The sequence below is a fragment of the Ruegeria sp. G10 genome, assembly GCF_056533645.1.
In genome coordinates, this window is sequence record NZ_JBQFOQ010000003.1 from 288,398 (window position 1) to 307,917 (window position 19,520).

The 19,520-nt window shown below is 59.4% G+C and carries 18 protein-coding genes; 9 read left to right on the forward strand and 9 right to left on the reverse strand.

The window, feature by feature from the left end; genetic code table 11:
• Positions 1 to 59: 59 nt before the first annotated feature.
• Positions 60 to 506 (forward strand): RrF2 family transcriptional regulator, encoded by a 447-nt coding sequence (locus ACR0KM_RS08315; protein WP_480732999.1) that lies wholly within the window; start codon positions 60 to 62, stop codon positions 504 to 506.
• Positions 507 to 508: 2 nt separating this feature from the next.
• Here ACR0KM_RS08315 and ACR0KM_RS08320 read toward each other — a convergent pair whose 3' ends face one another.
• Positions 509 to 3,037 carry an ABC transporter permease gene (locus ACR0KM_RS08320; RefSeq protein ID WP_480861476.1) on the reverse strand — a complete coding sequence of 843 codons (2,529 nt, stop codon included), beginning with the start codon at positions 3,035 to 3,037 and terminating at the stop codon, positions 509 to 511.
• Positions 3,034 to 3,729 (reverse strand): ABC transporter ATP-binding protein, encoded by a 696-nt coding sequence (locus ACR0KM_RS08325; RefSeq protein ID WP_480861475.1) that lies wholly within the window; start codon positions 3,727 to 3,729, stop codon positions 3,034 to 3,036. The genes ACR0KM_RS08320 and ACR0KM_RS08325 overlap by 4 nt, the downstream gene beginning before the upstream one ends.
• Positions 3,730 to 3,798: 69 nt before the next feature.
• On the opposite strand from ACR0KM_RS08325, the gene ACR0KM_RS08330 reads away from it, so the two are divergent.
• Positions 3,799 to 4,419: an arylesterase gene (locus ACR0KM_RS08330; protein WP_480861474.1), complete on the forward strand. Its 621-nt coding sequence runs from the start codon at positions 3,799 to 3,801 to the stop codon at positions 4,417 to 4,419.
• A gap of 10 nt (positions 4,420 to 4,429) precedes the next feature.
• Positions 4,430 to 5,044, forward strand: coding sequence for an SOS response-associated peptidase (locus tag ACR0KM_RS08335; RefSeq protein ID WP_480861473.1), 615 nt, complete (start codon positions 4,430 to 4,432; stop codon positions 5,042 to 5,044).
• Here ACR0KM_RS08335 and ACR0KM_RS08340 read toward each other — a convergent pair.
• The 4 genes from ACR0KM_RS08340 to ettA all read right to left on the reverse strand — a co-directional run bounded on the left by ACR0KM_RS08340 (position 5,041) and on the right by ettA (position 8,733).
• The gene (locus ACR0KM_RS08340; protein ID WP_480825857.1) at positions 5,041 to 5,595 is read right to left on the reverse strand and encodes a L,D-transpeptidase; all 555 of its coding nucleotides are present in this window, start codon (positions 5,593 to 5,595) and stop codon (positions 5,041 to 5,043) included. The two genes, ACR0KM_RS08335 and ACR0KM_RS08340, sit on opposite strands and share 4 nt — an antisense overlap.
• Positions 5,596 to 5,763: 168 nt before the next feature.
• Positions 5,764 to 5,970: a cold-shock protein gene (locus ACR0KM_RS08345; protein WP_480614380.1), complete on the reverse strand. Its 207-nt coding sequence runs from the start codon at positions 5,968 to 5,970 to the stop codon at positions 5,764 to 5,766.
• Positions 5,971 to 6,153: 183 nt separating this feature from the next.
• Entirely contained in the window at positions 6,154 to 6,336 is a 183-nt protein-coding gene (locus ACR0KM_RS08350) for a KTSC domain-containing protein (protein ID WP_480861472.1), read from the reverse strand.
• 729 nt (positions 6,337 to 7,065) lie between these two features.
• Positions 7,066 to 8,733 (reverse strand): energy-dependent translational throttle protein EttA, encoded by a 1,668-nt coding sequence (gene ettA, locus ACR0KM_RS08355; RefSeq protein WP_010442471.1) that lies wholly within the window; start codon positions 8,731 to 8,733, stop codon positions 7,066 to 7,068.
• Positions 8,734 to 8,957: 224 nt separating this feature from the next.
• Between ettA and ACR0KM_RS08360 the strand changes: the two genes are divergently transcribed.
• The 3 genes from ACR0KM_RS08360 to dacB all read left to right on the forward strand — a co-directional run bounded on the left by ACR0KM_RS08360 (position 8,958) and on the right by dacB (position 11,540).
• Positions 8,958 to 9,341, forward strand: a complete 384-nt coding sequence (locus tag ACR0KM_RS08360; RefSeq protein ID WP_480861471.1) for an MOSC domain-containing protein — start codon at positions 8,958 to 8,960, stop codon at positions 9,339 to 9,341.
• Between the two features lie 32 nt (positions 9,342 to 9,373).
• A complete protein-coding gene (locus ACR0KM_RS08365) occupies positions 9,374 to 9,994 on the forward strand; it encodes a nicotinate-nucleotide adenylyltransferase (RefSeq protein WP_480861470.1) in 621 nt (206 codons plus the stop codon).
• Between the two features lie 67 nt (positions 9,995 to 10,061).
• On the forward strand, positions 10,062 to 11,540 hold the full coding sequence (gene dacB, locus ACR0KM_RS08370; RefSeq protein WP_480861469.1) for a D-alanyl-D-alanine carboxypeptidase/D-alanyl-D-alanine endopeptidase: 1,479 nt from the start codon (positions 10,062 to 10,064) through the stop codon (positions 11,538 to 11,540).
• On the opposite strand, the gene ACR0KM_RS08375 is transcribed toward dacB, so the two are convergent.
• Entirely contained in the window at positions 11,537 to 11,959 is a 423-nt protein-coding gene (locus tag ACR0KM_RS08375) for a tellurite resistance TerB family protein (protein ID WP_480825867.1), read from the reverse strand. The two genes, dacB and ACR0KM_RS08375, sit on opposite strands and share 4 nt — an antisense overlap.
• A 126-nt stretch (positions 11,960 to 12,085) precedes the next feature.
• Positions 12,086 to 14,038 carry a cellulase family glycosylhydrolase gene (locus tag ACR0KM_RS08380; RefSeq protein WP_480861468.1) on the reverse strand — a complete coding sequence of 651 codons (1,953 nt, stop codon included), beginning with the start codon at positions 14,036 to 14,038 and terminating at the stop codon, positions 12,086 to 12,088.
• A gap of 262 nt (positions 14,039 to 14,300) precedes the next feature.
• Between ACR0KM_RS08380 and ACR0KM_RS08385 the strand changes: the two genes are divergently transcribed.
• The 3 genes from ACR0KM_RS08385 (at position 14,301) to ACR0KM_RS08395 (ending at position 18,737) form a co-directional block, all read left to right on the forward strand.
• Positions 14,301 to 15,875, forward strand: a complete 1,575-nt coding sequence (locus ACR0KM_RS08385; protein WP_480861467.1) for a lysine--tRNA ligase — start codon at positions 14,301 to 14,303, stop codon at positions 15,873 to 15,875.
• A 48-nt stretch (positions 15,876 to 15,923) separates the two neighbouring features.
• The gene (locus ACR0KM_RS08390) at positions 15,924 to 16,325 is read left to right on the forward strand and encodes a DUF4864 domain-containing protein (protein ID WP_480861466.1); all 402 of its coding nucleotides are present in this window, start codon (positions 15,924 to 15,926) and stop codon (positions 16,323 to 16,325) included.
• Between the two features lie 126 nt (positions 16,326 to 16,451).
• Entirely contained in the window at positions 16,452 to 18,737 is a 2,286-nt protein-coding gene (locus ACR0KM_RS08395) for a glycosyl hydrolase family 28-related protein (RefSeq protein WP_480861465.1), read from the forward strand.
• A gap of 12 nt (positions 18,738 to 18,749) precedes the next feature.
• Here ACR0KM_RS08395 and ACR0KM_RS08400 read toward each other — a convergent pair whose 3' ends face one another.
• Positions 18,750 to 19,415: a hypothetical protein gene (locus tag ACR0KM_RS08400; RefSeq protein ID WP_480861464.1), complete on the reverse strand. Its 666-nt coding sequence runs from the start codon at positions 19,413 to 19,415 to the stop codon at positions 18,750 to 18,752.
• Positions 19,416 to 19,520: the final 105 nt, after the last annotated feature.

Consider the following 19,520-nt stretch of genomic DNA (forward strand, 5'->3'; position numbering starts at 1 on the left):
CAAACAGTCTTTTTACGAGACATGCAATAAGGCTGCATCTTGTTATGAGGGAGGCCGCCATGCGGATTACCAAACGGACAAACATCGCGGTGCGTCTGCTGATGTACTGCGCGGCGCATCAGGATCGGCTGGTCACGAAGTCCGAGATTGCCGAAGTGTGCAACATCTCTGAGAACCATCTGGCGCAGGTGATCAACCAACTTAGCCAACTGGAGTATCTGAGCACACAGCGTGGCCGCAATGGCGGCATGACGCTGGCGCGGCCTGCGGACCAGATCCGCATCGGCTCGGTTTTTCGCCATGTCGAGGGTGGTCTGCCGATAGCTGAGTGTTTTGCGGATGCCGACAACACTTGCCCCTTGACTGATGCCTGCCGGTTGCGGCTGGCGCTGCAGGACGCGGCCGAGGTGTTCTATGCCTCGCTGGATGAGATCACGCTGGACGCTTTGGTTTGCGACAATGATCAGTTGCTGAAAATCCTGCAGCCCGTCGCCTGCGTGCGCTAAGCTCAGTCGCTGGCCCGCAGGATGCGTGCGGGCCGGACCGACAGCGGGCGCAAGGCAAAGGCCAGACCTGCGCCCAGTGTCACCGCAATGCCCGCAAACACGATGCCGAGCGCCGAGGACCAGATGATCGTGAACCCGGTGTCGAAGATGTAGGTGGCCACGGCCCAGCCGCCCAGTATTCCTGTCAACAGCGCGACACAGCCTGCCGCCGCCCCAAGCAAAACCGCACGCAAGGCGAAACTGCGCAGGATGCGGCCCCGGTTTGCGCCCAGCGTTTTCAGGATTGCCGCCTCGTACCGGCGCGCGGGTTCGCCAGCGGCGGCGGCTCCGATCAGGACCAGAAATCCGGTCAGCAGCGACACGCCTGCGCCATAGGACGTGGCAGCGGCAAGACCTGCCAACAGGCCGGACACGCGGTCAATGGCATCGCGGACCCGGACCGCAGTGATATTCGGGTATTGCCCGGCCAGATCGCGCAGGATGGCGGCCTCGGCCTGTTCCTCGGCATAGACGGTAGCGATGAAGCTGTGGGGCGCTCCGGCAAGGGCCTGTGGGTTCATCGACATGATGAACCCCATGCCTGCGGTCGAGAAATCAACCTCGCGCAGGGATGTCAGTTCTGCGGTGATATCGCGACCGAGGATATTCACTGTTAGTGCATCGCCCAGCTTCAGACCCATCTCGGCGGCCTCTTCGGCGGCAAAGCTGACTTGTGGCGGGCCCGCGTAGTCGTCGGGCCACCATGTGCCGTCGGTGATGCGCGCATTCTGGGGTGGCTGGTCCGAGTAGGTGACGCCCCGGTCGCCGTCCAGGACCCAGTGATCGCCCGCCACGTCTCGGGCAGGCTGTCCGTTGATCCGGGTGATGATCCCGCGCAGCATCGGGGCGCTTTCGATGCGGCTGACGGCGGGGTCGGTCTCCAGCCGTTCGGTGAAACCCGGCATCTGGTCTTTCTGAATGTCGACGAAGAAGTAAGATGGGGCCACGTCCGGCAGGTTGCCAGAGATGGCGTTGCGCAAGGTGCCATCAATCTGACCCACCGCTGCCAGAACCGACAGCCCGAGGCCCAGCGATAGGACAACCGAGGACGCCCCTTCGCGCGGGTCCGAGATTGCGGACAAGGCCCATCGCAGCGCCGGGCGGCCCCTTGCCCAAGGCGTGCCGATGCGCGCCAGTCTGCGGATCAGGAAGGCTGACAGCGCCAGTAACGCAAGCGCTCCGGCCAATCCACCGCTGGTCCAGAGCGTCAGCCATGTCGATCCGCTGAACCATGCGGCTGCGCCGATCAGCAGGGCCAGACCGACGGCCGTCGCGGCGACGTAGACCGTGCGCGGCAGGCTGCGCGCGGTTGACAGCGCGTCACGGAACAGGGTTGCAGCCCGCACCTCTTCGGTGCGGGCCAGCGGCCAGAGGGTGAACAGGAAGGCGGTCAACACGCCATAAAGTGCGGCCTCGGCCAAGGGGCGCGTATACAGCGAGAAAACGGCAGGGACGGGTAGGCGGGTTTCGATGATGGGGGCGATCACCAGTGGGATCGCGCCTCCGATGAGGAGGCCCAGCAGGATGCCGATTCCCGACAGAACTCCGATCTGGATCATATATGTCTGAAAAATTGTCGCCCGATCCGCCCCAAGCGTGCGCAGGGTGGCGATGGTTTCGGTCTTTTGGGACAGATAGGCGCGAACGGCTGCGGAAACGCCGATCCCGCCAACTGCAAGGCCCGAGAGGCCAACGAGGATCAGAAAGGCGCTCAGGCGGCCCACGAATTCGGAGATGCCGGGGGCGCCGTTGCGGGCATCGGTCCAGCGCATTCCAGTGCCGTCGAAGGATTGCCCGGCCTCTGCTGCCAGCGCATCCAACTCTGCGTCCGGTGGCAGGTCGAGGCGGTATTTGGTTGAAAACAACGTGCCCGGCGCCAAGAGACCAGAGGCCTGCAGATCCTGCGTGCGGACCAGCGTACGGGGGCCCAGAGCAAACCCATCGGCAGCGCCGTCCGGTTCATGTTCCAAGGCAGCCATAAGCGTGAAGGACTGCGTTCCAAGGGTGAAGGGGTCGCCGACGCCAAGGCCCAAACGGTCGATCAGCGCCGGGTCCATCACCGCGCCAGGCAGCCCATTTGAGCCTGCGAGTGCATCAGACAGGCTGATCTGAGGCTGCAGGCGCACCGTGCCCAGCAGCGGATAGGCGTCATCCACCGCCTTTACCTGTGTCAGACCGCGCTGCGCTTGATCTCCGTTACCCGCAACGGCCATGGAGCGGAAATCAACCACCTCCGAGACCGCTTGCGCGGTGTTTTCCATCCACGCACGTTCCTGATCGTCGGCAAAGCGGTAGGTGAATTCCAACTGAGCATCGCCACCCAGCAACGCAACCCCTTCCTGCGTCAGCCCCGTTTGGATCGCTTGCCGGACCGAGCCCACTGCCGCAATCGCGGCGACCCCAAGGGCGAGGCAGGCCAGAAACACCCGGAACCCCCGGAGCCCGCCGCGCAGTTCGCGCCGTGCCAGACGCCCGGCCAGGCGCAGGCTCATTCGGCGGCCTCGCGCTGCGTGTCTTCGGCGATCCGGCCATCCCGCAGCCGTATGACGCGGTCGCATTTCTGCGCCAAGCTGTGGCTGTGCGTGACCAGAATAAGCGTCGCGCCGTGACGGTCACGTAACCCCAACAACAGGTCGATGATCGCGGCCCCGTTGGTTTCGTCCAGATTGCCGGTGGGCTCATCCGCCAGCAGGATCTGTGGGCGCGGGGCCGCCGCGCGAGCCAGCGCGACGCGTTGTTGTTCACCCCCGGACAGTTGCGCCGGGTAATGATCGCGGCGGTGGGACAGGCCAACCGCGTCCAGCTCGGACTCGGCGCGGGCAAAGGCATCCTTGTGGCCCGCCAGCTCCAGCGGGGTAGCGACATTTTCCAGCGCTGTCATCGTCGGGATCAGGTGAAAGTTCTGAAATACCACGCCCATCGCATCGCGCCGGAATCGCGCCAGAGCATCCTCGCTCATCGTGCTCAGATCATGACCCAATGCGCGGACGGTTCCCGCCGTGGCTTGTTCCAGCCCACCCATCAGCATCAGCAGCGAGGATTTACCCGACCCCGACGGGCCGACGAGGCCCAGCGTCTCGCCCTTGTTCACGGTCAGCGTGATGTCATGCAGGATATCCACCCGCCCGGCATTGCCATCCAGCGATAAAGCGGCATCTTGGAGGGTAAGAACAGGTGTCGTCATCAATCAGCCCAGTCAGGGGAGTACGGTTCTTTGGGATATGGCGCGAAACTGAAACTCCGCAAGGCTTTGATGCCTTTGGCACTGATCTGTTGCGGTTTTACTGCGACGGCCGAGCCGGTGGTTATCGCGGCGATGGGGGATTCTCTGACACAAGGTTATGGCTTAGCGGAACAGGACGGGTTTGTGCCGCAACTGCAGCGCTGGCTACAGGATCAGGGAGCGCAGGTACGGGTGATCAACGCGGGCGTTTCCGGGGATACCACCGCAGGGGGCGCGGCGCGTGTCGGCTGGACCCTGACCCCAGACGTGGACGGGATGATCGTGGCGTTGGGCGGCAACGATCTGTTGCGTGGGATAGACCCGGATACCTCTCGCGCGAATCTTGAGGCGATCCTGAATGCAGCTGAAGCAGCTGATGTCGAGGTTCTGTTGGTTGGCATGCAGGCTCCGGGCAACTACGGACCGGATTACAAGCAGCGTTTCGACACCATGTATCCGGAACTGGCACAACAATTCGACGCGCTGTATGCCGAGAGTTTTTTTGCTGGCCTGAGAGCCTCGGGCGATCCGGCGCAGGCGCGTCAGTATATGCAGCCGGATGGGATTCACCCCAATGCGCAAGGTGTCTCGTTAATCGTCGATGCGCTTGGTCCCGAAATTCTGATCTTGGCTGAGGAGGCCGCGAAATAGGAGCGTATCGATGCCCGGACGGTTCTTCCTGACACGACCGCTATCTGAGCTTGCCGATGATCTTGGGGTTTCGGTGGATATTCCCCCGCAGCCCCCGCGCCAGAATATCCAACCAGGGCAAGAGGTCGTTGTTCTGACCTGCGAAGGGCTGACACTCATGCGTTGGGGCATGATCCCGGTTGGTCGTGTGAATGCGCGTGGACGCCCGGTGATGGAAACGATTATCAACGCACGCGCCGAGACGGTTTTCGACAAAAGCGCCTTCGAAGGCGTTGGGCGTGCCGTTATTCCTGTGGATGGCTGGTACGAATGGACCGGAGAGAAGCGCCGCAAGACCGCGTGGCGCATCTCGGCCAAGGACGGATCGCCCTTGCTGTTTGCAGCCATCTCAGATGCCTGGCAGGCGCCGGGTGGGTTGCGTGTCGATCAGGTTGCCGCCGTCACCTGCGAGCCAAACGCGGACCTGAAACCTATCCATCACCGGATGGGTGTTCTCCTCGACCGAAATGGGGTCGCGCAATGGCTGAACGGATCACAGGAACAGGTTCAGCAGCTCGCAAAGCCTTGGCCTGATGGGCGGTTGCACATTCGGCAGGCCGGTGATGTGGATTGGTCCGCGCCCTAGACGACTGTCACCACAGTTCCGATCGGAACCCTGTTATACAGATCGATAACATGCTCGTTCAGCATTCTGATACAGCCATTTGATACCGCATGCCCGATGGTTTGCGGTTGCGTGGTGCCGTGAATGCGGAAATAGGTGTCTACCCCGTTCTGAAACAGATAAAGCGCGCGCGCGCCCAGCGGGTTGTCTCCACCACCCGGCTGAACATAGTCGTTATCCTTGAAGCGGGCATAGGCAATCGGGTCCCGCTCGATCATTTCGTTGGTGGGGCGCCACGTGGGCCATTCTTTCTTGACGTCGATGGTGGCCGAGCCGGTGAATTCCAGCCCCGCTTTGCCAACGCCACAGCCATAGCGGATCGCTTTGCGTGGCTCGGTTACATAATACAGGTAGAATGACCGGGGTGCGACCAGCAGCTGACCGGGCTGAAACTCTTTTTTGATGCGCACGAACTGCGGTGTCGGGTCGTATTCGACCGCTTTCTTGGCACTGGCGATGCCGGGCAGCAGGCAGACAGCTGTTCCTGCCACAAAAGCGCGGCGTGTAAACATATTGCGTCCCTTCCAAAGACCAATGAATTTTTGGTTCTAGTCTCGAAAGGATATCCGATTTGGTCAATCGGAGGGGATGTATAACTAAAATGTGATGTATTCTGCGGGCCACACATGCCTTGCAAGGGCATGGGATGGGCGGAGAGAAAGCTCCGCCCTTTGAACGGCTTAGGCCAGTTCGATATTGTCGGCGCTTTCCCGGCCGTCACGGCCGGCGCGCAGCTCGTACGTAACCTTCTGGTTGTCGGCCAGACCTGTGAGGCCCGAACGCTCGACTGCCGAGATGTGTACGAAGATGTCTTTGCCGCCCTCTTCGGGTGCGATGAAGCCGTAGCCTTTGGTGGTGTTGAACCATTTTACGGTGCCTGCTGGCATATCCGTTGTCTCCTGTTTGGTGCTGCCCACGGGGATGCGGCAGCCTGGCGTCGTAGTCTGGATCGAGTGACTGAGCGCCGTAGAAGGAGACAGTAGGTCGAAATAGAAAAACGTAAGCCCTTTGCATATGGCATCGGGGTGGGCGTGTGGCAAGGGTGGAGTTCTTTTTTGAGCGCTCTTCAGCTAGTAACGATCCTTAATGTAATCGTTGTAATATCGTCCTTTTGATGAAGCGGACAGAAACGCTTCGTAGACGTGCTCAGGAACACCGTAGTAGTCATACCTGCCACTTTTCCGAAACCATATGGAGAGCGTGCCGCCACTCCATTCGATTCGTCTGATTGCCCGTGAGTTTACATAAGGCATGGATGAAGCTCGACTCTGATAAGTCAAGAAGGGCCGGCGCAACACCGGCCCTTCTTGCGCTATGCGTGCTGGATCAACTTCCAGGTAACCGCCTTGCCAGCATACGGTGGCATGACGTTATTTTTGGCAATTGGTGCTGTGGTGGATGGAGATCCAACCACTTTCCAAACTCCGCTCTCAGGGCATTTTTGCCCAGTTCGTGCAGTTGTGCCGATGGGAGCACGGGCCCGTGTTTGTGAAAGCATGGTTCACGTTCCTCACTAGTTTCGTTTTAGTAAGGACGCGATAGAACACCACATTCGAGACACGCCCTCACCACCTTCAAGCCTGACTCGCTTGAAGGTAACTGTCAACTATATTTTGGGCTGGCGATCCTCGGGGCAACTATTTGAAGTAGTTTCCCATACGATTATACACATCCCTCCCCAGAGTTATCCACAAAAAAACCCTCGCCGGAGCGAGGGTCTTTCGTTCAAGACACAGCGTGCCTCGAATGTGGTGTGAACAATGTTTGACTCAGAAAAACTCTGTATTCAAGAGTCAAAAATGTCACAATGTGTGTTTATCCACAACATATTGTGGTTGCTGTAAAGTAGGGCACAAAAAATCAACACTTTAGATAAGACGGCCAGTTCGATTCAGATATACTATGCCAGCTTTATCCACAGGTCTTTGAAGCGGATGGAGCGCTGTGTATAGAGCTTGGCTTATCTTGGTGTGTGGTTTGAGCTACCGCGCAAACTTCTTATGCTTTAACCGCTTGGGCTCCAGCGCATCTGGTCCCAGCCTACGCTTCTTGTCCTCTTCATAGTCTTCGAAGTTGCCCTCGAACCATTCCACATGGGCATCGCCCTCAAACGCCAGAATATGCGTACAGATGCGGTCGAGGAAGAAGCGGTCGTGTGAGATGACGACGGCGCAGCCGGCGAAATCGACCAGGGCGTCTTCCAGTGCGCGTAGGGTTTCGACGTCGAGGTCGTTGGTTGGTTCGTCGAGCAGCAGGACGTTGCCGCCCTCTTTCAGCAGGCGGGCCATGTGGACGCGGTTGCGCTCACCACCCGACAGTAGAGAGACCTTCTTCTGCTGGTCGCCACCCTTGAAGTTAAACGACGAGCAATAGGCGCGGGAATTGACCTGCGCGTCGCCCAGTTGGATGATCTCGGCGCCGCCGGTGATCGCCTCCCATACAGTATCGTTGTCTTTCAGGTCGTCGCGGGACTGGTCGACATAAGACAGCTCGACCGTGTCGCCCAACGTGATGGTGCCGCTGTCGGGCTGTTCCTGACCGGTCAGCATCTTGAACAGGGTCGATTTACCCGCACCGTTGGGGCCGATGACGCCGACGATGCCGCCGGGAGGCAGGGCGAAGTCCAGCCCTTCGATCAATTGCTTGTCGCCCATGTGTTTCGACAGACCCTCAACCTCAATCACCTTGCCGCCAAGGCGCTGGCCGTTGGGGATGACGATCTGGGCGCGCGTCAGCTTTTCGCGCTCGGACTGTTCGGCCAGCTCGTTATAGGCGTTGATCCGGGCCTTGGATTTAGCCTGACGGGCCTTTTGACCCTGACGCATCCATTCCAATTCGCGCTGCAGGGTTTTCTGCTTGGACTTGTCCTCGCGGGCTTCCTGCTCCAGCCGTTTGGCTTTTTGCTCCAGCCATGCGGAGTAGTTGCCCTCGTAAGGAATGCCGCGGCCGCGGTCGAGTTCCAGAATCCAGCCGGTAATGTCATCCAGGAAATAACGGTCGTGGGTGACGATCAGGATGGTGCCTTTGTAGTCGATCAGGTGCTGTTGCAGCCAGGCGATGGTCTCGGCGTCCAGGTGGTTGGTCGGTTCGTCCAGCAGCAGCATGTCGGGCGCTTCCAGCAGCAGTTTGCACAGCGCCACGCGGCGTTTCTCACCCCCCGAGAGGTTGGCGATGTTGGCATCGTCGGGCGGGCAGCGCAGGGCCTCCATGCTGACGTCGATCTGGCTGTCGAGATCCCAGAGGTTTTCCGCGTCGATCGCGTCCTGCAGGGTGGTCATCTCTTCCATCAGCTCGTCCGAGTAGTTCTCGGCGATCTCCATGGCGATCTCGTTGAAACGGTCGACCTTGGCCTTTTTCGCGGCCACGCCCAGCATGACGTTCTCGCGAACGGTGAGCGATTCATCCAACTGCGGTTCCTGCGGCAGATAGCCGACCTTGGCGCCCTCGGCCGCCCATGCCTCACCGGTGAAATCGGTGTCGAGCCCAGCCATGATCTTCATCAGCGTCGATTTACCCGCGCCGTTGACGCCGACAACACCGATTTTCACACCGGGCAGAAAGCTCAGGTGGATGTTTTCAAAGCACTTCTTGCCACCGGGATAGGTCTTGGAGACACCCTGCATGTGGTAGACATATTGATAGGCGGCCATGTCGCGTCCTCTGGGTCGGGGAAATTGGGTTGAAACGCTTGATATCTAAGCCGGGCGGGCGGGGCAAGCTGGTGGTTTTGTGAATTTGGAGGGGTGTTTTTTGCGATAGGATGGCTTGGGCATCGGGCGGAGGCATCTTGGCAGAACTGGCGAAACTGATTGCCGGATGGGCGCAAGCGGGGCGAGTTGATTGGATTGGTCTTCGACCAGACCGACGCGCGGAGATGGTTGCGCTAGATGAGGCCATGATCTCAGCGGATGGTCTCAATGGCGACCGTAGCCGGGCTGGTAAGCGGGCGGTGACTCTGATCCAGCACGAGCATCTGGAGGCCATTGGCGCATATCTTGGCCGGAGCGCGGTGGCCCCTGAAACCTTACGGCGCAATCTGGTGGTTTCAGGGATCAATCTGGCGGCGCTCAAGGCGCGAGAAGTGCAGGTGGGCGAGGCCGTTTTGCGCTTTGCCGTGATCTGCGCGCCGTGCAGCAGGATGGAGGAAGCCTTAGGCCAAGGCGGCTATTCCGCCGTGCGCGGACATGGGGGTTGGTGCGCCGAGGTGATCCGGCCCGGTCAGATCAGGCTGGGTGATGCGGTGCAACCTGTTGATTGACAACGCCCCACAGTTCTGAACATCAGCAAGGGATGGAGCGATATGCCATTCCATACGTACGGCCCGGGCAGGTGATCGGGCTATTCGGCGGGTCCTTTGATCCGCCGCATCAGGGCCATGTGCATGTCACGCGCGAGGCGATGAAAGCGTTCGGGCTGGATCGGGTGTGGTGGCTGGTGTCTCCGGGCAATCCCCTGAAGACCCGAGGGCCCGCGCCTTTGCCACAACGTTTGCAGGCTGCGCGGGCGGTGATGCACCACCCCAGGGTCAACGTGACAGATATCGAGAGGCTGACCGGAACCCGGGCAACGGCAGACACGCTGGCCGCGTTGCGCGGGCTCTATCCGCAAGTGAAATTTGTGTGGATCATGGGGGCCGACAATCTGGTGCAGTTCCATCGCTGGAAAGACTGGCGGCTGATTATGGACAGCATACCCGTCGGCGTTGTGGCGCGGCCAGGGGATCGGATCTCGGCGCGGATGTCACCGGCGGCACGGCTTTACGCCAAATACCGGATCGACGGGCAGGCGCGGCATCTTCTGGGGCGGGCACAGGCCCCGGCCTGGTGTTTCGTGAACGTGCCGATGGTTGACGTCAGTTCAACTGATCTTCGCAATCGCGGCATCTGGGGGGCAGGGGTGTTGCGAGAATGACTCCTCTTGGCGCATAATCTTAATCTGGTGATTGTCTGCATTTAAGCTCTGGGATTCTAATAGACCCATGGTCGATCGTATTTCGCGTCGTTTCTTTCTGAGTGGTTTAGGGGCGTCTCTGGTGCCCGCTGCAGCACTGGCCGATGCCCCGTTAGTATCCCTACGCCCTCAGCTGCGTGGGCCGCAATCCAGCGCTGTAGAACGTTTGGTCAGATCGGCAGGGTTACGGGGTGACGTTGTGTTTGCCGTGTCCGATGTTGAGACCGGAACCCCGCTTGAGGAGTTCGGCGAAGGGGCAAGCCTGCCCCCCGCGAGCGTCGCCAAGGCGCTGACGGCACTTTATGCTCTGGATGTGCTGGGGGCCGAGTATCGGTTCGAGACAGCGTTGATTGCGGATGGGCCGGTTGAAAACGGCATTCTGCAAGGGGATCTGATCCTTGCCGGGGGCGGTGATCCTTTGCTTGATACGGATGCGCTGGCAACAATGGCGGCCAATCTGCGTGAGGCCGGCATCACCGAGGTGCGGGGCGCGTTTAAGGTTTATGAAGGTGCGTTGCCGTATGTGTTCAGCATCGATCCGGGGCAGCCGGATCATCTTGGCTATAGCCCGGCGATCAGCGGTATCTCGTTAAATTTCAATCGTGTGCATTTTGAATGGAAGCGTGAGGGCAGCGGCTATGGGGTGACCATGGACGCGCGCAGCGCACATTATGCTCCGTCGGTGGAAATGGCGGCCATGCGCGTTGAGAGTCGCAGCCTTCCGATTTATACATATGAGCCAAGCGCGCGGCAGGACCGTTGGACCGTGGCCAAGGGCGCATTGGGCAGTGGCGGTGCGCGGTGGTTGCCCGTGCGCAAGCCCGCGCTGTATGCGGGTGATGTGTTCCAGACTTTGGCGCGGGTCAACGGGGTCGTATTGAAGCGGGTACAGGTGACGCGGGAGCGTCCGCAAGGTGTGCCGCTGGTCGTGCATCAAAGCGACCCGCTGGACAGCATTCTGAAAGGGATGCTGAGATATTCGACCAATCTGACAGCCGAAATGGTGGGCCTGGCGGCGACAAGCGCGCGTGGCGCGAGGCCGCAAACCCTTGCGGGTTCTGCCGCCGAGATGAACCGCTGGTCAGCCGCGGCCTTCGGCGCAGATGGGATCGCGATGGTCGATCACTCTGGGCTGAGCGGCGCCTCGCGCATGGTGCCCGGCGATCTGGTCAAAACGCTGGTTGCGGCAGGGCAATCCGAGCAACTCAGACCGTTGCTGCGATCTTTCACTCTTGCGGACAGTAATGGACGCCCTGTCAAGGATCATCCCATTAAGGTGGATGCCAAAACGGGGACGCTGAATTTTGTCTCGGGCCTGGGCGGCTATATCACGACGACCCAAGGCAACGAGCTGGCGTTTGCGATCTTTACCGCCGATATCGCGCATCGCGAGACGATCCCGCGCGCCCAACGCGAACGCCCGGATGGCGCGCGGGCCTGGAACCGGCGATCGCGCAAGCTGCAGCGCAACCTGATCGAGCGCTGGGGATCGCTTTACGGCAGTTAGGTTGCGTGTCGTGCCCGTGCACCCCGTTCGATCGCGGCGGCATGCAGGCGGTCGACGCTGAGCTCATAGCGGATTTCTTCCAGCAGGCGTAGCTCGGTCTCAGCCAGGGATCCATCGGCGGCGGCCACGTCGCAGGCCAGGGCATAGGCGGTTTCATTCAGGCGCTCGGGCAGGTTTTCGCGGACCAGACCGAACAGCGCATCCAGCCCGTCTTCCTGCTCGAACAGATCGAACACGATCTGCGAGACGACTCGGGTGCGGTCGATGTCATAGCCCGCAAAGACCGGCAGCATGTTGACGGCGGCTTCGATCTTGACCAGTTCGGCAGTGCGAATGGTTTCATCCGAGGCGGACACCGCAACCATGATCGCCACAAGGCAATCCTGCGGGGACATGGGATGTGGGCTTTGCTCGGTCATGGGGTCGTCCTGAGTGATATTGGTTCGCGGGCACGATAGGAGGCGGTGAAAGGAGGTTCAACACCTTGTTGAGCACGAGCGAAGCCAAATGCGGCTATTGCGTGTTTCTGAGTGTTCGGGTGCGGCTCACTCAAGATAGAACCAGTTTATGGTCCCGAGTTTTTCGAGATCGATCACGTGTACCCCGTTCAGGTAGCGATGCGCACCTGGATCGGGTTTGGTCGTTCCATCCAGGAAACCCAGCGTGAGTTCGGGGCGCGCCGCTATTTGAATTTGACCGTCCAGCGGTTCCACTCGAAAAGATGTGTCTTCTGGAACGGCGCGACCCGACACAGATACCAGAATGCGCCGTGATCCTGTGATAGGTGCCTCATCTAGGCTCTGCACCGCAACTGCGCCCATAGGGTTCCGAATTTCGAACATAACGTCTGAGGTGGTAATCGCATTGCCTGACAACCTGCCTGCTACGGCCTGTGTTTTCTTGGTATCGATGACGAACAGGCCGTCCTCGAAAGATCGGTAAAACTCTTCGGTATCTGCCCGGATGACTCGGGCATTTTCTTCAAGGTAGGATTGCCCGATATCCAACGGCTCGTATGCCATCTCATCTAGCCGGGTCGCTTGCAGCCAAGGTAGCGCGGGTGTGGCGGGCTTGCATGTCACCAACCGACTTTGCCCCGCTATTGTCCGTATGCCGATCGATGTATCTGGTGTTATGTTGGTGCCAAAATAGGTTTCGCGATCCGGACACAGGATGTAGGTCCTTTCTGCAAGCCGCACATGGCTTTGACGAAAGAGAAGGGCCGCTGCGGGCATCATTGAGATCATTGCGGGATCTTCCGCCATGCTCCAATTGCTGGGGCGCAGTGGCCCGTTCAAGGGCTGTTGCGAATAGCCATAGACGATGGGCGCATCCCATCCCTGATGCGCAGCGCGCGCGGCCATGCGAAGTGGCGCAGCAAATCTTTGTTCGTCGGGGAACTCTCCGATATTCCACTCGGAGATACTCAATGGCATGTCGGCGATTTGAGCGATTGCGATCCAGTCCAGAAAACCAGACTGGGTTTTTGGATCCCGTAGGATGTCGCCTTCAGACGCATAGCTGTGGGCGTCGATCATCGAGCCGCGCGTCAAGGAGGGGAGCCCGGCGATGGACATCCCGCCCCACAGGCTTGTGGTTGTTATAAGCCCTTCAAAGCCGGTCGCATTAATACCTTCGATCATCCTGTCATTGAACCGACGCTCAAGGTCATTGAGGAACAGTTTCGAAGGACCATGTTCCCAAGAGCGCCATGTCGCATTCGGATTCAGACCATGCTCGGACGCAAAGCTGTCGGCGGCTGCCATGTAAATCGAGTTGTGGATGGGCACGTCTTTGTCCGGCAGCAAAGCGTTTCCAAAATGATGGGTCAGATCATTTTCGTTGGTGATCATGACAGCGATCACTGCGGGATCTTCTGCGTAAGACAGTCCGGTGATTTTGTTGACATGGCGCAGATACATATCCTGATAGTCAAGCATCAGCTTTTCGATGCTGGGCGATACGTAGTTGAAGCCCTTGAGACTGGCCAAGGTTTCACCCTTTGCAATCTCGTCAAAATCTACTGCGCCATCGTTAGCCGTCAGTCGGCGGCCGACATGAAGGTCGAGCCAGATGTAGATACCTTCGGCTTTCAGCGCGGCAATCCACTGGTCAAGTTTTCTTAGCGAGCGAGGCTCCAGTTTAAGTGTTGTGGCGGCCTCTTCGCCAAAGATGTTGGGCTGCACCCAATGTGAGTCGTGGTGGTGAATGCGCACGAGGTTGTAACCGAGGCCCGCCAGCCGCCGGGCGTGCGCACGCATGAAACGCGGTTCTGTATGGAACAGTGCATAGGCCTGCAGATTCGCGCCCCAAAAGCGCGCGGGCGTTCCGTCTTCAAAGAAAAGCTCAGCGCCGCGGGCCTGAATTTTACCACGAATGCCAGCAGGCCGGTGATTGAGCGTGCTGAGATCGGGAATGGGCGTTTCCAGATGAAGCGCCCCCAAGGGCCAAGTCTGAACATCTTCATTTGATTGCGCCGCTGCGATGGTTGCGCTCAATCCGACGCAGAACGCCGAAATAATCTGACGAAGTTGTAGTTTCAAACAAATCATTGGGTGTCTCGGGCTGAGCTGTGTATGGGTATGAAGGTTAGCGCGTTGCAGGCGTTCGCGAAACTACTCTCTGTTCGGTAGCTGCGTAGCTTTTCGGGCGCGCGCAGAAAAAGCCGCCTGTTTTATTGACTCATACTCCACCTGCACAATAACAGGGGCCGGTCCGGTCGCATGGTGCGATCGGCAGCTATCCCGATGGAGCAAATCAATGTCCGACCTGCGTGAAACCGCGATGACGTCCAAAGCGTGGCCGTTTGAAGAGGCGCGGCGGTTGCTCAAACGGTACCAGAAGGGCGCGCCGGACAAGGGATATGTGCTGTTCGAGACGGGCTATGGGCCCTCGGGGCTGCCGCATATCGGCACCTTTGGTGAGGTCGCGCGGACCACAATGGTCAAGCGCGCGTTCGAGGCGCTGTCGGATATTCCGACCAAGCTGATCTGCTTTTCGGACGATCTGGACGGGATGCGTAAGGTGCCGACGAACGTGCCGAACCCGGAGGTTTTGGAGCAGCATTTGCAGCGCCCGCTGACCTCGGTCCCCGATCCGTTCGGCGAATATGACAGCTTTGGCGCGTATAACAACGCCATGCTGCGGCGGTTCCTCGATACCTTTGGGTTCGAGTATGAGTTCTACTCGGCCAAGGAATTCTACGAATCCGGGCAGTTTGACGAAGTGCTCAAGCGCGCGGTCGACCGCTATGACGAGATCATGGCGATCATGCTGAAAAGCCTGCGCGAGGAACGCCAGCAGACCTATTCGATCTTCCTGCCGCTGCATCCCGAAAGCGGGCGGGTGATGTACGTGCCGATGAAGAAGGTCTGTGCCAAGACCTATACCGTGACCTTCGATGATGAGACGGGCAAGGAGTGGACCGTTCCCGTCACCGGGGGCCACGTCAAGCTGCAGTGGAAGCCGGATTTTGGCGCGCGCTGGGCGGCGCTGGGTGTGGATTTCGAGATGTATGGCAAGGAACATGCCACCAACGAGAAGATCTATGACGCGATCTGCCGGGCTTTGGGTGGCCGCGCGCCCGAGCATTTCAGCTATGAGCTGTTCTTGGATGAGAATGGGCAGAAGATTTCGAAATCGTCCGGCAATGGGGTCTCGATCGACGAATGGCTGACCTATGCGCCGACCGAGTCGCTGGCGTATTTCATGTATCAAAAGCCCAAGACAGCGAAGCGGATGCATTTCGATGTGATCCCGAAAGCGTATGATGAGTATCATCAGCAGTTGCGCGCCTATCCGGGGCAGGATCTGAAGGCGCAGTTGAACAATCCGGTGTGGCATATCCACGGTGGGGATGTGCCCGCATCCACGTTGATGGTGCCCTTTGCGATGCTGCTGAATCTGGCGTCTGTTTCGGGGGCCGAAGACAAGGAAGCGCTGTGGGGCTTTATTCGCCGTTATGCGCCCGAAGCGACGGCCGAGACGCATCCTGATCTGGATCAGGCCGCGGGTTTTGCGGTGCGCTACTTCAACGATTTCGTCAAACCGACGCGCCAGCATCGCGCGCCGACGGAGCAAGAGCGTGAGGCGCTGGAAGCGCTGAAAGCTGCGCTGGAAGCCTATGACGGCCCCGCCGAGGATGAGGCGCTGCAATCGGTGGTCTATTCCATCGGGCGTGAGCGGTTTGATCCGATGAAGGGCTGGTTCACGGCGCTCTACGAAGTGCTGTTGGGCGCCAGCCAGGGTCCTCGGTTCGGCGGGTTCATCGCGCTTTATGGCGTGTCTGAAACCATCGCTCTGATCGACAAGGCGCTGGCCGGAGAGCTGGTCTGATTTGACCTGATCCCGCGTGGGGCTACCCTTTCATCAGGAGGTGGTCCCATGCGTCGTTTACTGCTTGCTGTTGCTTTAGGTGCCGGGATGGCCTCGGGGGCGTTTGCCCAAAGCGCCGAGATCGAGGCGAATATTTCCGCGCAGATACAGGCGTTCAAGGCGGATGACTTCGCCACAGCCTTTACCTTTGCCAGCCCCAATATCCAGCGCCTGTTCGGCACGCCCGAGAATTTCGGGCTCATGGTGCAGCGCGGCTATCCGATGGTCTGGCGACCTGCGGATGTGCAGTTTCTGGACCTGCGTGAGGTCAACGGGGACCTGTGGCAGAAGGTGAAGGTCGTGGATGGTGAGGGCCGTGTGCATATCCTCGACTATCAGATGGTGCCCCTTGAAGGCGGCTGGAAGATCAATGGTGTGCAGCTTCTGGGCAAGTCCGATCCCGCCGCGTAAGGCAACACCACCGTCACGGTGATATGAGCGGCGGTTAATCCCTTTTCGATAGCAAGACCTTCGCGCCCGGAAACCGTCCGGGCCACGGGTTTTGGCGCGCATGGCGCGATTGGAAAGGGGTTTCATATGAACAAGGCAATCACCGACGGTATCGTGTTCATGCCACCCGCGTTTGCGGATGGTTTGGGGGTGTGGTCCAGCGGCGACGGCACGCCGGGATCGCCGACCTATGAGGGGTCGGGATCGGGCGCGTTTGTTCCGGCGGATGCGGATTTTGCGGGCTGTTTGGAGATCTACAAGACGCAGGCCACGCAGCAGCTGCGCTATATGGGTCAGACACAGCTGTTGCCGGGCTGCTACCTGCAGATCAAGGCACGGGTGAAGGCGATTAGCGGCCCCTTGCCCGAGGTGCGCATTGCCGGTTGGGCTGGCGGCGCGGGTGATACGCATGTGACGGGTCTGGTGGAGCAGGGCCCGGCGACGCAGTTGACGGGCTATGGCCGGGTGCATGAGATCACCGCCATCGTCGGCACCGGGCAGCGGCCCGGCGTGGACATGCCCTGGGGCCGGGCGGCGCTGTATGGTTACTTTGGCCTGAACATCGATGGCAGCAACGGGGCCGTTGTGCGGGTCGATGACCTTGAGATCGAGGATATCACCAGCGTATTCCTGCGCGACATGATCGGCGTGGTCGATGTGCGGGATTTCGGTGCTGTGGGCGATGGCTCGACCGACGATTCCGCGGCGTTCGAGGCAGCGGATCAGGCGGCAAACGGGCACAAGGTTTATGTGCCGCAGGGGGTGTTTCAGTTGGATCAGAACACCTCTCTGGGGTCCGAGATCGAATTTGACGGCACCGTGACGATGCCCGATGACAAGATGCTGCTGCTGACTAAGAATTTCGACCTGCCCGCCTATATCTCGGCCTTCGGGGATGAAACGCTGGCCCTCAAGAAGGCGTTTCAGGCGCTGCTGAACAATTCGGACCATGAATCGTTGGATCTGGGCGGGCGCAAGGTGTCGGTGAGCGAGCCGATCGACATGGCGGCGGCGGTACCCAACCGCACCGGCTATGCCACCCGCCGGGTGGTGCGTAACGGGCAGTTCGATGTCAAAAGCAGCGCCGCGTGGGATACCGAGACCTTTACCTCGGTCGCGACCTATGATCCGTCGGATTCCCGCAAGCTGACCAATGTGGCCAATATCGCCAATATCCCCGTCGGATCGCTGGTGACCGGCAGCGGCGTGGGGCGCGAGATCTATGTACGCTCAAAGGATGACAATGCCGGTGAGATCACGCTGAACGCGCCGATCTATGATGCGGCGGGGACGCAGAACTTTACCTTTACCGCTTTCAAATACCTGCTGGATTTCAGCGGCTTCAGCGCGCTGCAGAAGTTCAACATGGAAGGAATCGAGTTCCAGTGCAACGGCCGCTGCAGTGCCATTCGTCTGTCGCCTGGCGGTAACACCTTTGTGCTGAAAGACTGTTTCGTCAGCCGTCCGAAGGATCGTGGTATCACCTCGATCGGACAAGGGTGTCAGGGGATGCTGATTGACGGGTGTCAGTTCTTGTCCACCGAAGAAGGTCTGGATGTGGCCGACCGCAGCTCGATCGCGCTGAATTCCAATGCCAACGACGTCAAACTGCGCCACAACCGGGCGACGCGGTTTCATCATTTCGCAGTGCTGGGAGGCGACAACAATCTGGTGCTGGGCAACCACTTCTTTCAGGGGGATGGTGTACCCAACGGAGTGCGTAACGCAGGGCTGGTGCTGATCGGAGGATCGAACAGTTCATCTATCGCCGAGAATTATGTGGATAACTGCTTTATCGAATGGACAAATGAGCGGGACTCGGAACCGGATTATAGCTCTGGCTATTCGTTCAGCGCCCTCAGCGTCACCGATAACATCTTCTACGCAAGCAATGTTGCGCCATGGTTCAGCTATTTTGTTATCCGCCCATATGGGTCCGGGCATTATCTGAATGGGCTTACCGTGACTGGCAACAAGTTCCGTATCAGCGGTGCCGATACCGAACGGGTCGACCGCGTGGACACCAGCTTTGCCGACCTCGACGCCGACAGCCACCGCAATGTCAGCTTTGAGAACAACACGTTCCATGGGATTGATACGCACAGCGCCAGCCCGCTGCGCGTACGCCATTCGCAAAGCTCGACCTCGTCAGCCTGGACAGTCAGCTCACAAGGACGCTTGCCGTTTGGCGGACGCGCGCGCGGCTGTGATTCAGTTGTGGCGATCGGCGCATTGCGGTCTGTCTTTAACTCGGTCCGCTATGCGGCCCCGTATGTTGAGCTGGAACAGGGATCAGGCCAGCGTGACATCCGGCTGCGCTGGCCCGAAGGATTGCGTGGCGCTGTTTCGGCGATCATGCGGATTGACGCCTGAACGCGGCTTTGGTCAATAGTCGAACCAGAGCGCAAACTTAAACCCTGTATGGCTTCGGGCCGAATTGCGTTCGGGCCCGAAGACCCATCTGGTTCTAGCGCTTTTGGCTCGGTAGATCAGTGAAGGACGGATGCTCCAATACACGGGGCGTCCCGGCACGTAGGCGGTTTCGACCTGCAGCAGCGGGTCGATCCGCCGTCCGTATGAAAGGCCCGCTGTGAAATCCAGTTTTCGGATGAGCGCGTCATGCGTTCGGTATTCCAACGCGCCGTCAACAGCAATCCACCCGTTGCCCAAGCGCGTCTGGATGCCTTTGCCATACGACAGTGCGGCCTTGTACATTGCCTGGGCCCGATATTGCTGATGATGGGCACCGGCGCCGAGCTCTGCTGCCAGTCGTCCCGCTGCACCAAAGTCAGCCACCGGGAGCCGCGCGAAGACAAGCGCATGACCGAACAGGTCCTGATGTTCTTCAACATCAAGACCGATGGTCAGGTTCGGTTTGGCCCCCCATTCCGCGTAGAATCCGGTTTTGTATTTGTATTCTTCCTCCTCTTCTCGAAAGGCAGTTACTGAGGCTGCTGCAAACACCGAACCTTGGTCGCGTAGCCATGCGCCCGCGTATCCGGGACGACACGGGACAAGAGCAAGCAAGAAGATAAAAACCAGACGTGCCATGCGTGCAACATCGTCCGACATGGTTAACGGATCGTTAGCTTCCTGTTCATAACCCGGAAAGAACTTGGCAAATCCGTGTTTTGGTTCAGGAAAAGGGTGGCGTTG

Coding starts and splice junctions, on each gene's coding strand:
- ACR0KM_RS08320 (WP_480861476.1), bottom strand. CDS start 3,037: ATGAGCCTGCGCCTGGCCGGGCGTCTGGCACGGCGCGAACTGCGCGGC.
- ACR0KM_RS08350 (WP_480861472.1), bottom strand. CDS start 6,336: ATGCCTTATGTAAACTCACGGGCAATCAGACGAATCGAATGGAGTGGC.
- ACR0KM_RS08400 (WP_480861464.1), bottom strand. CDS start 19,415: ATGGCACGTCTGGTTTTTATCTTCTTGCTTGCTCTTGTCCCGTGTCGT.
- ACR0KM_RS08340 (WP_480825857.1), bottom strand. CDS start 5,595: ATGTTTACACGCCGCGCTTTTGTGGCAGGAACAGCTGTCTGCCTGCTG.
- ACR0KM_RS08335 (WP_480861473.1), top strand. CDS start 4,430: ATGCCCGGACGGTTCTTCCTGACACGACCGCTATCTGAGCTTGCCGAT.
- ACR0KM_RS08375 (WP_480825867.1), bottom strand. CDS start 11,959: ATGACCGAGCAAAGCCCACATCCCATGTCCCCGCAGGATTGCCTTGTG.
- ACR0KM_RS08390 (WP_480861466.1), top strand. CDS start 15,924: ATGCGTCGTTTACTGCTTGCTGTTGCTTTAGGTGCCGGGATGGCCTCG.
- dacB (WP_480861469.1), top strand. CDS start 10,062: ATGGTCGATCGTATTTCGCGTCGTTTCTTTCTGAGTGGTTTAGGGGCG.
- ACR0KM_RS08360 (WP_480861471.1), top strand. CDS start 8,958: ATGGTTGCGCTAGATGAGGCCATGATCTCAGCGGATGGTCTCAATGGC.
- ACR0KM_RS08385 (WP_480861467.1), top strand. CDS start 14,301: ATGTCCGACCTGCGTGAAACCGCGATGACGTCCAAAGCGTGGCCGTTT.
- ACR0KM_RS08365 (WP_480861470.1), top strand. CDS start 9,374: ATGGAGCGATATGCCATTCCATACGTACGGCCCGGGCAGGTGATCGGG.
- ACR0KM_RS08345 (WP_480614380.1), bottom strand. CDS start 5,970: ATGCCAGCAGGCACCGTAAAATGGTTCAACACCACCAAAGGCTACGGC.
- ACR0KM_RS08325 (WP_480861475.1), bottom strand. CDS start 3,729: ATGACGACACCTGTTCTTACCCTCCAAGATGCCGCTTTATCGCTGGAT.
- ACR0KM_RS08315 (WP_480732999.1), top strand. CDS start 60: ATGCGGATTACCAAACGGACAAACATCGCGGTGCGTCTGCTGATGTAC.
- ettA (WP_010442471.1), bottom strand. CDS start 8,733: ATGGCCGCCTATCAATATGTCTACCACATGCAGGGTGTCTCCAAGACC.
- ACR0KM_RS08330 (WP_480861474.1), top strand. CDS start 3,799: ATGCCTTTGGCACTGATCTGTTGCGGTTTTACTGCGACGGCCGAGCCG.
- ACR0KM_RS08395 (WP_480861465.1), top strand. CDS start 16,452: ATGAACAAGGCAATCACCGACGGTATCGTGTTCATGCCACCCGCGTTT.